Annotated in this window: 14 protein-coding genes and 1 pseudogene; 6 read left to right on the top strand and 9 right to left on the bottom strand. The window is 43.1% G+C overall.

Annotated features, from left to right (window positions below; translation table 11 throughout):
• Nucleotides 1-5 precede the first annotated feature (5 nt).
• From parC to CJ483_RS00050, 4 genes and pseudogenes are all read right to left on the bottom strand, one after another.
• Entirely contained in the window at nt 6-2,435 is a 2,430-nt protein-coding gene (gene parC, locus CJ483_RS00065) for a DNA topoisomerase IV subunit A (protein ID WP_120030790.1), read from the bottom strand.
• A gap of 4 nt (nt 2,436-2,439) precedes the next feature.
• A complete protein-coding gene (gene parE / locus CJ483_RS00060; RefSeq protein WP_259455757.1) occupies nt 2,440-4,395 on the bottom strand; it encodes a DNA topoisomerase IV subunit B in 1,956 nt (651 codons plus the stop codon).
• A gap of 241 nt (nt 4,396-4,636) precedes the next feature.
• Nucleotides 4,637-5,047, bottom strand: coding sequence for a CoA-binding protein (locus tag CJ483_RS00055; RefSeq protein ID WP_120030786.1), 411 nt, complete (start codon nt 5,045-5,047; stop codon nt 4,637-4,639).
• Nucleotides 5,048-5,275: 228 nt separating this feature from the next.
• Nucleotides 5,276-5,530, bottom strand: a pseudogene (locus tag CJ483_RS00050) (winged helix-turn-helix transcriptional regulator); the annotation flags it as partial.
• 315 nt (nt 5,531-5,845) lie between these two features.
• Between CJ483_RS00050 and CJ483_RS00045 the strand changes: the two are divergent.
• Nucleotides 5,846-6,079 (top strand): GlcG/HbpS family heme-binding protein, encoded by a 234-nt coding sequence (locus tag CJ483_RS00045; RefSeq protein WP_342753522.1) that lies wholly within the window; start codon nt 5,846-5,848, stop codon nt 6,077-6,079.
• Entirely contained in the window at nt 6,036-6,185 is a 150-nt protein-coding gene (locus tag CJ483_RS25420) for a heme-binding protein (protein ID WP_342753521.1), read from the top strand. Before CJ483_RS00045 ends, CJ483_RS25420 begins: the two co-directional genes overlap by 44 nt.
• 113 nt (nt 6,186-6,298) lie before the next feature.
• Here CJ483_RS25420 and CJ483_RS00040 read toward each other — a convergent pair whose 3' ends face one another.
• Nucleotides 6,299-7,597 carry a purine/pyrimidine permease gene (locus tag CJ483_RS00040; protein ID WP_120030784.1) on the bottom strand — a complete coding sequence of 433 codons (1,299 nt, stop codon included), beginning with the start codon at nt 7,595-7,597 and terminating at the stop codon, nt 6,299-6,301.
• A 177-nt stretch (nt 7,598-7,774) separates the two neighbouring features.
• Here CJ483_RS00040 and plsY point away from each other — a divergent pair, with 177 nt between their 5' ends.
• Nucleotides 7,775-8,356: a glycerol-3-phosphate 1-O-acyltransferase PlsY gene (plsY, locus tag CJ483_RS00035; protein ID WP_120030782.1), complete on the top strand. Its 582-nt coding sequence runs from the start codon at nt 7,775-7,777 to the stop codon at nt 8,354-8,356.
• Here the strand turns inward: plsY and CJ483_RS24265 are convergent.
• Together CJ483_RS24265 and CJ483_RS00030 are read right to left on the bottom strand one after the other, a co-directional pair.
• The gene (locus CJ483_RS24265) at nt 8,343-8,483 is read right to left on the bottom strand and encodes a hypothetical protein (RefSeq protein WP_182916910.1); all 141 of its coding nucleotides are present in this window, start codon (nt 8,481-8,483) and stop codon (nt 8,343-8,345) included. The two genes, plsY and CJ483_RS24265, sit on opposite strands and share 14 nt — an antisense overlap.
• Before the next feature lie 40 nt (nt 8,484-8,523).
• A complete protein-coding gene (locus tag CJ483_RS00030) occupies nt 8,524-9,015 on the bottom strand; it encodes a 2-thiouracil desulfurase family protein (RefSeq protein ID WP_120030780.1) in 492 nt (163 codons plus the stop codon).
• Nucleotides 9,016-9,130: 115 nt separating this feature from the next.
• Here CJ483_RS00030 and CJ483_RS00025 point away from each other — a divergent pair, with 115 nt between their 5' ends.
• Nucleotides 9,131-9,427 (top strand): HesB/YadR/YfhF family protein, encoded by a 297-nt coding sequence (locus tag CJ483_RS00025; protein WP_120030777.1) that lies wholly within the window; start codon nt 9,131-9,133, stop codon nt 9,425-9,427.
• Between the two features lie 36 nt (nt 9,428-9,463).
• Here CJ483_RS00025 and CJ483_RS00020 read toward each other — a convergent pair whose 3' ends face one another.
• Both CJ483_RS00020 and CJ483_RS00015 read right to left on the bottom strand, forming a co-directional pair.
• Nucleotides 9,464-9,766: a hypothetical protein gene (locus CJ483_RS00020; protein WP_120030775.1), complete on the bottom strand. Its 303-nt coding sequence runs from the start codon at nt 9,764-9,766 to the stop codon at nt 9,464-9,466.
• 17 nt (nt 9,767-9,783) lie between these two features.
• On the bottom strand, nt 9,784-10,206 hold the full coding sequence (locus CJ483_RS00015) for an acyl-CoA thioesterase (protein WP_120030773.1): 423 nt from the start codon (nt 10,204-10,206) through the stop codon (nt 9,784-9,786).
• 139 nt (nt 10,207-10,345) lie between these two features.
• Here CJ483_RS00015 and CJ483_RS00010 point away from each other — a divergent pair, with 139 nt between their 5' ends.
• Nucleotides 10,346-11,482, top strand: a complete 1,137-nt coding sequence (locus tag CJ483_RS00010; protein ID WP_120030771.1) for a M20 family metallopeptidase — start codon at nt 10,346-10,348, stop codon at nt 11,480-11,482.
• Nucleotides 11,483-11,513: 31 nt separating this feature from the next.
• On the top strand, nt 11,514-12,891 hold a 1,378-nt coding region (ggt, locus tag CJ483_RS00005), incomplete at its 3' end, for a gamma-glutamyltransferase (protein ID WP_120030769.1).

Genomic DNA, 12,891 nt, shown 5'->3' with positions numbered 1-12,891 from the left:
TGCTTTTATGATTCTTCTGCCTTTATATCTCTCCAAACAGCAATCACTTTTCCGCTATCATTTTCATCTAAAACAAACGTCCCATTCGAATAACGATCACTTCGCTTTAAACTCGCAAAATCAAATTGTTCCGTTAGGCCTTTTTCTGTTTGCAAGACAAATTGTGTCTCTTGTTCGATCAGTGTCAATCCAACGACACGGTGCGGATTTCCTTTTAATTCTCGAAGCATCACCACTCCTCTTGCTGCACGTGAAAGCGGCTCAAATTCAGTGGACTTCATTTTCTTGACAGCTCCGCGCTGCGTAACAAGCAACAAGTCTTTTTCTTCGTCTTCTTTCCATACTTCAAGGCTCACTAAATGGTCGCCGTCTTTCAAATTAATCCCCTTCACTCCTGCGGCTCTTGGCCCGACAAGGCTTGCTTCTTCCTCGGAAAAGAGGAGGCCGTACCCATAAAAAGTAGCCAAGAACACTTGATTCCTTCCATCTGTTACATGTACTCCGACTACCTCATCATCCTCTTTTAACTTAATAGCTGTCAGTGCCCGTGAATAACGCTGTACTTTATAAGCAGCCAATTCAGTGCGTTTGATCATGCCATTTTTTGTAGCAAACAACAAGTAAAGCGGCTCCTGGAAGTCCTTAACAGCAAAAACAGCGATAATCGATTCATCCTTTTCAAGAGTTACGAGGCTCGCCAGATGCTGTCCGAGGTCCTTCCAGCGAATATCAGGAAGTTCATGAACAGGTAAATACAAGTAGCTCCCCTTGCTTGTAAACACAAGCAGTACATCTGTTGTGTGAACCTCTGCCTTGTAAAGAAGGCGATCGGTCTCTTTCATGGCAAGATCCTTTCCGCCGGATGCCGAATAGGAGCGCAAGCTTGTTCGCTTAATATAGCCATCTTTCGTAACTGTGACGATGACTTCTTCATTTGGAATGAGCACTTCCAGGTTTACTTTTATTTCTTCGATTTCCTCTTCTATCACTGTTCGTCTTGTGTCGTTGTACTTTTTTCGCACTTCTTTTAATTCTTTTTTAATGACGCTTGTCAGCTTTTTTTCACTTGCCAGAATAGCCGTCAGCTGCTCTATCTCCGCTGCAAGTTCTTCTGCTTCCTTCTGCAGAGCTGTAATATCCGTGTTCGTCAACCGATATAATTGCAGGCTGACGATGGCTTCCGCTTGAGCTTCCGTAAAATCGAATGAAGCCATTAAATTATTTTTGGCATCGCGTTTATCCTTTGATGCCCGTATGGTAGCAATAACCTCATCAAGAATAGACAGCGCTTTGATCAAGCCGTCTACAATATGCTGGCGTGCCTTCGCTTTTGCCAACTCATATTCCGATCGCTTCGTAACAACTTCCTTTTGGTGACTTATGTAGGCATCGAGCAATTCAGGTAACCCCATGAGCACCGGCCGCTGATTATGAATGGCCACCATGTTAAAGTTATAGCTGATTTGCAAATCACTTACTTTATATAAATAATTTAAAATTCCTTGGGCGTCGCCATCTTTTTTCAACTCAATCACGATTCGGAGACCAGTCCGATCTGTTTCATCCCGTACTTCTGCGATTCCTTCTACTTTGCGATCAAGACGGAAATCATCTATTTTTTTGACAAGGTTTGCCTTATTTACATCATAAGGAATTTCAGTAATGACAATTTGCTTTTTCCCACCGCGAATTTCTTCAATTTCGGCTTTTCCACGTACAATGATCTTTCCTTTTCCTGTTCTGTACGCTTTTTCAATGCCTTCAATTCCCTGGATAATACCGCCTGTCGGAAAATCAGGTCCTTTAATCACTTTCATTAAATCGGCTACTGTGCAATCAGGCCGTTCCATTCTCATAACCGCTGCATCGATCACTTCACCTAGCTGATGAGGTGGTATTTCCGTCGCATAACCTGCGGATATCCCTGTTGACCCATTGACTAACAAGTTAGGGAACCTTGCTGGCAAAACAGTCGGCTCTTCTGTCGTATCGTCAAAGTTAGGAATAAAGTCAACCGTGCGCTTATCGATGTCCTTTAGCAATTCTCCGGAAATAGCCGAAAGCCTTGCCTCTGTATAACGCATGGCCGCCGGAGGGTCACCGTCGACTGAGCCATTGTTCCCGTGCATTTCCACAAGAAGCTGACGAAGCTTCCACTCCTGACTCATTCGCACCATCGCATCGTAAACTGAAGAGTCACCATGCGGATGGAAATTACCGATAACATTTCCGACTGTTTTGGCAGATTTCCGAAAGCCTTTTTCATGCGTATTTCCTTCTGTATGCATCGCGTATAAAATCCGGCGCTGTACCGGCTTCAATCCATCCCGGGCATCGGGAAGCGCGCGTTCCTGGATAATATATTTGCTATAGCGCCCAAATCGGTCTCCAAGCACCTCTTCAAGCGGTAAATCTTGAAATACTTCTTTTTGCATCTACTTACTCCTCCTTGCCGACTGAAAGGTTCTCGTTTTCTAAAATATTGCCGTCCTCTTCCAGTCCAAAAGCAACATTTGATTCAATCCATTTCCGGCGCGGCTCCACCTTATCACCCATCAGCGTAGTGACACGGCGCTCAGCTCGGGCTGCGTCATCAATAAGCACGCGGATGAGCGTTCTCGTATCCGGATTCATCGTAGTTTCCCATAATTGATCGGCATTCATTTCACCAAGGCCTTTATAACGCTGGAGCATACAGCCTTTTCCTACTCGCTTCATTGTTTCCGAAAGCTCTTCATCTGTCCAGGCGTATTCCACTTTTTCTTTTTTTCCGCTTCCTTTGCTTACTTTGTAAAGCGGTGGAAGGGCGATATATACTTTTCCAGCTTCAATAAGCGGCTTCATATAACGATAAAAGAAAGTGAGCAGTAAGACTTGAATATGTGCACCATCTGTATCGGCATCCGTCATAATAATGACCTTGTCGTAATTGGCGTCTTCCACGTTAAAATCTGGCCCTACGCCCGCACCAATTGCATGGATAATCGTATTAATTTCCTCATTCTTAAAAATATCAGCAAGCTTAGCCTTCTCCGTGTTAATCACTTTTCCGCGCAATGGGAGAACAGCCTGGAAGCGGCGATCGCGTCCTTGTTTGGCTGATCCGCCGGCTGAGTCACCCTCCACTAAATACAATTCATTTTTTTGCGGGTTGCGTGACTGTGCAGGCGTAAGCTTACCGGAAAGCACACCTTCATTGCGCTTGCGCTTTTTCCCGCTACGGGCATCTTCACGGGCTTTTCTTGCTGCTTCTCTTGCCTGAGCGGCTTTAATGGCTTTTTTAATTAACAATGAGCTTGTTTCCGGATTTTCCTCTAAGAAGTAGGACAGCTGCGAAGACACCACGCTGTCAACTGCCGACCGAGCTTCGCTTGTGCCGAGCTTTCCTTTCGTCTGTCCTTCAAATTGAAGCAGTTCCTCTGGAATACGTACAGAAACAATAGCAGCTAAGCCTTCACGAATGTCGGTACCTTCGAGATTTTTATCTTTTTCCTTTAATAGATTTACTTTGCGCGCATACTCGTTAAATACCCTTGTCATGGCTGTACGCGCTCCCGCTTCATGGGTGCCTCCATCCTTCGTCCGGACATTGTTAACAAACGACAGGATCGTTTCGGAGTAGCCGTCATTAAATTGGAAAGCAAATTCTACTTCAATCCCATTCTGTTCTCCAGCAAAGGAAACTACCTGGTGCAAAGCATCTTTCTCTCCATTTAAATATTTAACAAATTCCTCGATGCCTTTTTCATAATAAAAAACTTCTTCCAGCTTTTGACGTTCATCTATCAAGCTGATTTTCATGCCCTTTAACAAAAAGGCCGATTCTCTTAACCGCTCACTTAACGTATCGAAATTATAATGAATGGTGCTGAAAATAGCCGGGTCTGGCTTGAAGTGGATGGTGGTTCCTGTTTTTTTTGTTTTTCCGATCTTCTCAAGCGTCGTTACCGGGACGCCTCCATGCTCAAAGCGCTGCTGATAAATAAAACCATCACGATGAATCGTCACTGTCAGCCACTCAGACAAAGCATTGACGACAGAAGCGCCGACACCATGCAATCCGCCGCTCGTTTTATATCCGCCTTGTCCAAACTTCCCGCCGGCGTGCAAGATCGTCAAAATAACTTCCGGAGTTGGCTTTCCTAGTTTATGCATACCAGTAGGCATACCGCGGCCAAAGTCCTGGACGCTCACCGACTGATCTTTGTGGATAATGATTTTTATTTCGTTGCCGTAGCCGGCAAGCGCTTCATCCACTGAGTTATCTACAATTTCATAGACTAAATGATGCAGACCTCGCGTGTCTGTAGACCCAATATACATTCCAGGTCTCTTTCTGACCGCTTCCAGTCCCTCGAGGACTTGGATGGCATCATCATTATAGTCAAAGGTCACTTCTTTTTTTGTCACAAAAATTCCCCTTTCAGACTTCCTAGAGAAACAAACAAACGTTCGTACACTTTATTATATCATAAAAATTCCAATGCTTCACCTTCCCATTATGCCGGAAGTTTACAATTGTACTGTTCCGTTCTGCATTTTCCTCTGCCTTATTGTATGGTCAACATGCAATTTATGCAAATAGATAACAGTAAAAAACAAGCGGAAATGGACCGCTTGTTTCTTAGTTGCCCGCTTATTTAGTGAGGGCATGTTCCACCTTTATGCATCTATCCATAATGACGGTCTTGCCTTTTTCTTTTAAAAACTCATACGCTTCTTCATTAGCTACACCAAGCTGTGCCCAAAAAATCTCACAATCTATCTCAACGAATTCTTTGGCAATCTCCGGTAAAAACTCTGATCGGCGAAATACATTTACAATATCAACAGGCTCCTTAATATCTTTTAAGGAAGCCACCGCTTTTTCTCCCAGAACTTCATCAACAGTAGGGTTTACTGGAATAATTTTATATCCAGCTTGCTGCATCGCTTCAGAAACCATATAGCTTGTTCGGTTTGGATTATCACTTAAGCCGATGACAGCAATAGTCTTTGCCTTTTTTAGCAGCTGTCCCATTTCTTCTCTCGTTGGATTAGTAATCATAACTAACTCTCCTCCTTGCACTCAATAATTCGGCTTCTTTTAGCCATTCTCCTTCTATTACTTTTATTCCCTTCAAGCGACCACCGCATTCTCTTAAAGAAGGATCTTTTACATTTCATACTGCCAATCGATCCATCAGCTCCACTTGGATGGTACTTATCTAGCAAAAAGTTTAATGTTTTGTTTTCCCCATTCATACATCATCAAAACAATAGGCATTAAACTTTAGCCTAACTCTGTTAATGAATATTCCACTCTTGGAGGAACTTCAGGGAACACCCTCCGATGGACAATGCCACCTTCCTCTAACTCTCTAATCTGTGTAGTTAACACCTTATGTGTGATTCTTGGAAACAGCTGTTTAATTTCACTGAACTGCAAAGTGCCATCAGTCCCTAAATAATAAACAATGGTAATCTTATATTTGCCGCTGATAAGAGATAAAGTCAAATCTTTTTCACAATTAAACTGACCATTTTCTATCTTTTTTTATATCTCTGACCGTAAATCGTTCATTTGCTGTTCCCACTCCCTGTATTTCTAAAAAAAGTATCCTTTTAGTAACCATCTCACAAAAAAGTGCGTTCTTCCATAAGACAAAAGCATCTTTTAGAATAAATTTCAGTCAGACACAACCATCACTAACTATCCTGTCCTAAGCAGCACATCTGACCTAATTGAATCAATCAACTTCTGTGGACAACGGGCAAAACGTCTGCACTTATTAGTGCCAAGCTTCCTGGAAGTTTTCATAAGTGTTTTTCTACAGGATTATCAAAAACAAGGAGGTTCATTCATATGAACAAAATTACATTAAATGCAGCAAAAGAGATGATTGCTGTTCATCGGATGGAAGATGCCTGGTTGGCGAGCATTGACATTGCCCAAAATAAGGCTTGGACTTCTGTCGCTTTAAAGATGCCTTCCGCAAATTTAGCTGAAGCTACCGTCCCAGCTGCCGAATTGTACGGCTTGAATACAACTAATAATGGTCGCCTTGTCGTTTTTGGCGGTAGGATTCCCCCTTATTAGTGGGGGAAAAGTAGTAGGAGCCGTCGGAGTCAGGGGTAGTACGGTTCCACACGATGTTCAAGCGGCTGAAGCAGCTGTTAACGTCTTTGACGCCAAATTTGCCTGAATAGAAGAAATTAAACTGAACAATCAATGAAAAAACGCTTTGGATAGCAGCAGCTTCCAAAGCGTTTTTTCGTTATTTCTTACACTAACCGACGTTTAAACGATTAAAAATCCTTAACTGCCGAGCGTTTTCTTTCTAGCCGTCACTAATAGAAACTGCTCTACACAAATAGCAATAATTGTTCCAAAGATCAGCCCATTATTTAAAATAGAAGCAGCCGCCGCAGGAAAATTAGTAAAGGCAGCCGCAGGGACAAACATGACACCTACTCCTGCTAATAAAGAGACACCGGCAACAAGGCGGGCTCGTTCTTTATTTTTTTCTTTATCCATTTCAGCAAAAGCAAAACCAGCCATGCGAGAGAAAATTACGAATGTGACCGCATATCCAACTGGAGCTGGCAAGGAAGCAAGCACATTCATGACAGGTGGAAACACGCTCATTCCCACAACGAGCAGTGAACCGATGAAAAACGGCCGAATGGAAGCATTGCCTGTCTGGGCTACAAACCCCGCTGCTCCTGAAATAGGAACCGAACCAATGGCTGAAAAGCCTCCTCCGAGCATTTGGTTGATACCAGCCGCCACGCCAGCACTGCGATAACTACCTTTTTCACTTGAACCATCTAAGTGCATAATGACTTCTTCCATTACTCTAATCGAAGCAATCATATTAGCTGTTAACAAAAGTGTAATAAAAGCAGCTGTGACGATTGTGCCTGAATCGAATAGCGGCGGGCCAAAAACAAACAAGCCCGGTAGATGGAACAGTTCTTTTCCTGAAGCAGAATGGAAGGGTGCCTCGCCAATAAGAAAGAATAGCAGCCAGCCGAAACCAAGTGAGATAATAACCGAATACTGTCGCACCCATTGAATGCGGTGCGCAGAAAAATAAAAGGCCGCTATCAAGGTGACGGCACTCCCTGCCATCACAAGCGGGCGAACGCTCTCCGTTTCATTCGGCAAGCCAAGCATTCCTTTCAAAAATGAACCGCTCAGCTGTAAAATAAGCAGCAATAAATAGATAAATGTTACTGTCGGGGTGAATAATTTAGCCATTTTTTCGAGCAAACCAAAAGCGGCCAGAAAAATAAAAATGATACCTGAAACGATCATTCCCCCTTCAAGGCTTTGCAGAGCCTGCTCCGTTGAAGAATAGATTGTGCCTGCAAAACCGGCGTAAATCGCAAAGACTCCCCACCATAGTCCGGCCGGCCCTTCATTAATAGGCAGCCGATGTCCAATTAAGGCTTGGATCATTCCGGAAAGCCCGAGCACAAACATCGTCCTCTGTACAAATTCCGCTGTATCTGCCGGAGAGAGATGAAATAAACCAGCAATAGCAATTGGAGCTACAAGTGAACTCGCCAGCATAAAAAACAGCCATTGAACAGCACTAAAAAACAATCCCATATTTTCACCTGTTTCTTTCTGAAGTTAAATCTTTCCGTTTACTCAGCGTACGCTAATTTTTTCAATCAGGCAACGGAAAAATCTCCTCTTCTTATTCTATGCATGTTAAAATAAGAATCAGCATGTAAAAACTTTCATACATTCTATTGTAAAGGACAAGATTAAAGGAGTAAGTTTATGATTACTGGACTTATTATTTTACTAGCTTATTTACTTGGATCGATTCCTTCCGGCTTAATTATCGGCAAATGCTTTTTTGGCATTGACATTCGTGAACACGGAAGCGGCAACCTCGGTGCAACCAACTCGTTTCGTACACTGGGTGTAAAGGCGGGAATTGTGGTGACGCTTGCTGATATTTTAAAAGGGACAGCGGCGACTATGCTTCCACTCTGGCTTGATCCAGGCCTGAATCCGCTTATCCCCGGTGTGATAGCAGTAATCGGGCACATGTTCCCTGTATTCGCTAACTTTAGAGGGGGAAAAGCAGTCGCAACGTCAGGCGGCGTCCTGCTAGGCGTCGAACCGGTCATGTTTCTTGTTATCCTGCTTAGCTTTTTTATTTCACTCTATCTAACGAAGTATGTATCCTTATCATCGATTATTGTTGCTATCGTTGCTTTAACCTATGCGATTATTCTTCAAAATCCGCCGCTCATTATCGTTGTCGGTATGTTAGCCTTTTTTGTTATTTATCGCCATCGCGCCAACATCTCGCGGATTAAAAATAAGACCGAGCCCAAAATTAAGTGGATGTAATCATTGTCATTCTCTTAATCGTTCTGCTTTTACAGTCAGGGGTAGGATGCAGACAAAAGCAGCGCAAGTTGCGGCAATAAACAGTTGCCCGCACGAGCGCTGCTTTTTCTTTTTTATTATTCATCATCTACAACCTGCTAATCTCCATTTATATGGAAGGAATGATTTTAATCGATACTCGTGAAAGCATCCCCCTCTATTTCATCTAAAAGTTTTGACAGGTTTTCCTCGGAGATCACTTTAAAGCCATGCCTGTGAAGCAAAGCTGCGGTTACGCCGTTGCCGGCTATCTTTTTATCTCTAAATTCCCCGTTATAAATCATCGCGCTTCCGCATGAAGGGCTGTATTCTTTTAAAATAACAGCCGTTGCTTTTATTTCTTGAGCTTTTTTAAGGGTGTCATAAGCACCTTTTATATAAAGCACTGTGACGTCCCTTCCGGACTTTTCCACTACTTTCGCCTGGCCATCAAGGACAGCTTCCCCATCGCCGCCTACGATTTCTGCTGGTTCTCTCGGCGTGGAGAAACCGCCAAGCAATTCTGGACATACAGCGATCGCTTTCTGGCTTTCCACCAACTCTCTTATCTTGCTGTGTAAACTGTGTGAACCGTTATATCTTACTTCAAAGCCCGCTAAGCAAGAACTTACCAAAATCATTTTTTTCACCTCTTGTCATTAAGTGGATTTGCCTTTCTTTTAAAACAGGCAGGCATCTGTTTTCATTATTTTCTGCATCCGTGATACACTTAGAAAAAGTAGAGGTGAATAAGATATGCATATTCAAGTAGAGGCAAAGGCACGCTCATGGTTTGAAAACGAAATGGAAGTAAGTCAAGGTGACTATGTCCGCTTTTTCGTCCGTTATGGAGGCTCCAGCCCCCTTCATCAAGGTTTTTCACTCGGTGTCACCAAAGATGAGCCTGTGGAAATCGGAGCAAAAACCGAAATAGATGGCGTCATTTATTTTATAGAACAAAAGGATTTATGGTTTTTTGATGGTCACGACCTGCAAGTGAACTATAATGAAAAACTGGACGAGCCAAAATACGATTATGTAAAGCCCTCTTAAAGAGCGAAAAGGCCGCATGCTGCGCCTTTTCGCTTTTTATAATTGAAACTTTTCAATATGGCTTTGCAGCCCTTCTCTTTCTAAGATCTCTTTTTGCCGGTCTCCAAGCAGATCAAAGTGTGAATAGCCATCTTTTCTTTTGTCAATCCACTCTTTTTTTAAGCCGTACTTTCTTCCCCAGCGGGCGAGCGTTTCTAAATCCTTGCACCCTACTTTTGTGACGGTACGACAATGGGGAAATCTTTCATCCAGCCAATAATGGGTTAAAAAAGCAATATTTCCATTGTCGATTTGCCGCTTCCACTCTGCCAGCTCCTGTTTATGTATGCCGAATGCCATTTCCTTCTCCTATCTTTCTATGCCTGCTTCTTATTTTCTTCGTATACTTTATGCCAGTCTGGAAACACCCGCTTCAGTGACACCGGACGGAATGTATCTTTTTTTACGACCGCATGAGAAGTTGTCCCCGTCAAACATACTTCTCCTTCTTTATTTTTAATTTCATAACCATACACAGTACGGACACCCGTATATTCTTCAATCCAAGAGTAAACCCAGGCTGTATCCCCATAACGAAACGGCTTTTTGTAAGAAAGCTGTATATCAAGCACCGGAGCTACATACCCTTCTTTCTCCATTTCAGCATAGTTAAAGCCTAAATCCTCAATTAATTGAGTACGGCCAAGCTCAAGCCATACCACATACTGGCCATGGTACACAACTTGCATGGCATCTGTCTCTGCATATCTTACTTGTACTTCTTTCTCTGAAATGAACATCTATCGAGTCTCCCTTTTGCAGTTTATCTTCTAATTTACTCAGTATATCTCAGCCTGTTGGTAAAATAAAGCATGTTTACACTTTCAGAAAAACAGGGAATCACTTAAGGACAGACATTAAGAACAAGGAGGGTTTCTTTTGATTGATTATCTTCACAGTAAAAAACAGGAAATGATTGATCTGTTAGAGACCATCGTCAATACAGACAGCAATTCTTACGACAAGGAAGGTGTGGATCAGGTAAGCGCTTTGCTAAAAAATAAATTCGAAGAGATTGGCATGTATGTTAAGGTGCATCGACAAACTAAACAAGGGAATCACCTGGAAATTAAAGCAGAGCGGGAAAGTCAACCAAAAATTTTGATCGTCTCCCACATGGACACCGTATTCCCTAAAGGTGAAGCGAAGAAGCGGCCTTTTTCAATTATTGGAGATAAAGCCTACGGACCAGGTGTAAATGACGAGAAAGCAAGTCACGTTCAGCTTCTCTATGCGATGAAAGCATTAAAAGAAAGCGGATCAGCTGCTGTGAATAACGTTCATATCATCTTTAACAGTGACGAAGAAATTGGCTCGATTTCCTCTAAGGCATTAATTGAAGAAGCAGCAGCAGAAAAAGATTACAGTCTCATCGTTGAATGCGGGCGGCCGAATGACGGGGTAGTCACCGAAAGAAAAGGAGTCGGCCACTTCGTCATGAGGGTGCAAGGAAAAAGTGCTCATGCGGGTGTAGAACCAGAAATCGGCATTAGTGCAATCGAAGAGCTTGCCTATAAGGTCATCCGCCTCCAAGAGTTAAATGATTATGACCAGGGACTGACGGTAAATGTTGGCCTAATTAAAGGAGGCACTTCCGTTAACACGGTGCCGCCATATGCGGAAGCAGAGATTGATGTCCGTGTAAAAAATAACGATCAGGCAATGAACATCACTAAATCGATTCATAAAATCGCCGGTGAAGAAGTCGTTCATGGAACACGTACCGAACTAAGCGGCGGTATTGACCGCCCTCCAATGGAGCGAACAGAAGAATCTGAAAAGCTTTTTAATAGGATACGAGAAACGGGCAAAGAGCTGGGCTTTGCTATTCACGAAGTCAGCACCGGCGGCGGATCCGATGCATCCTTTACAGCAGCAAAAGGCATTCCGACCATCGATGGTATGGGTCCTATCGGTGAATTTTCACATAGCGAAACAGAAGAATATACAGATTTGCATTCACTGGTAGACCGCACAATCTTGCTCGCAAAAACGATTGAGCGGTTATCCAAGTAACTAAGTAACTAAAAAATTTGAGGTGTAAATAATGGATATAAAAAATATTATAAAAAACCAAAAACGAGAAAACGGCGGTCAGCGCGCATGGGCAGATGGTGGAATGACTGCAAGTGCGACAGTGGAAGCATCTACAATTGGTGCTGATGTGCTAAAATCCGGCGGTAATGCAATGGATGCGCTGGCCGCCATGCAATTTGCGCTGGCTGTGTCGGAACCTTTTAATACCGGGCTTGGCGCCAGCGGCTTTATCGTCTATTATGATGCCAAAAAACATGAAACAAAGGTTATCCACGGTCATTCGAAAGCACCTAAGAATGCCCGAACAAATGTGTTTGTGAATGAAGATCAGGATGTCATTCCCTTTCTGGAGCGATCTACTCCCGGAACAGCCGTAGCGATTCCGGGTGTTTTAAAAGCATTCGATAAAGCGCTGGCCCTTTACGGACGCAAAACTTGGGAAGAAGTGATCGAACCTGCTATCCATTTATCTGAAAAAGGTATAGAAGTGAATGACTTATGGGTAACGGCCATTGAAAGGTTCGGAAACCGCCTCGGAAAAAAAGCCAAAGCTTTCTTTTTTCCAGACGATGTTCCTTTAACTAAAGGAGAAGTAGCTATAAACAAAGATCTAACCCGGGCACTTAAAGAACTTCAAAAAGAGGGTGTGGATTCTTTTTATAAAGGAGCGATTGCAAAAGCCATCGCTGAGGAAGTTCAGAAGCTTGACGGGTGCTTAGTATTAGAGGATCTGATTAATTATGAAGCAAAAGTAGCTAAGCCGCTGCAGGCTGCTTATAAAGGATTTGATATCGTGGTGCCGAGCCCTCCAAATGGAGGTGGTTTTGCCCTTCTCTATATGCTTAAACTATTAGAAAAACTAAATATTGGCCAATACAGCGTCCGTTCATGGGAGAAGTATTATTTAATCGCTGAGACGCTGCGAGTGATGACTGCTGACAAACTAGCCTTTATGACTGATCCTGATCTGTACGATATTCCACTTGAAGGATTGCTTCACCCCGACTATCTGGATGAGCGCCTTCAGTTATATAATTTTAAATTCCGCAATGATAAAGTTGCGGCAGGAAACCCATGGAAATTTGATCAAAATAAACAACCGAGCGGCCTGATGGCGCAGGCTTTTGAGATCGGCTCAGAAACTACCCACTTTGTAGCTGTGGACAAAGATGGAAATATTGCTACCTGCACCTCTTCCCTTGAACACAATTTTGGCTCGGGAATCATGGTGCCCGGCTATGGATTCTTATTAAACAATGACATGACAGATTTCGACCCCTCACTCGGAGGAGTAAATAGCGTAGAGCCGAATAAATATCCGGTCAGCATGAAAACCCCGACGATGATTTTTAAAGATGGGAAGCCTTTCTTAACGCTTGGTTCACCCG

The sequence above is a fragment of the Bacillus sp. PK3_68 genome (assembly GCF_003600835.1).
Taxonomy (GTDB): Bacteria; Bacillota; Bacilli; order Bacillales; family Domibacillaceae; genus Pseudobacillus.
Note: the sequence above shows the minus strand (reverse complement) of the source record. Positions and strands in the feature narration are given on the sequence as shown.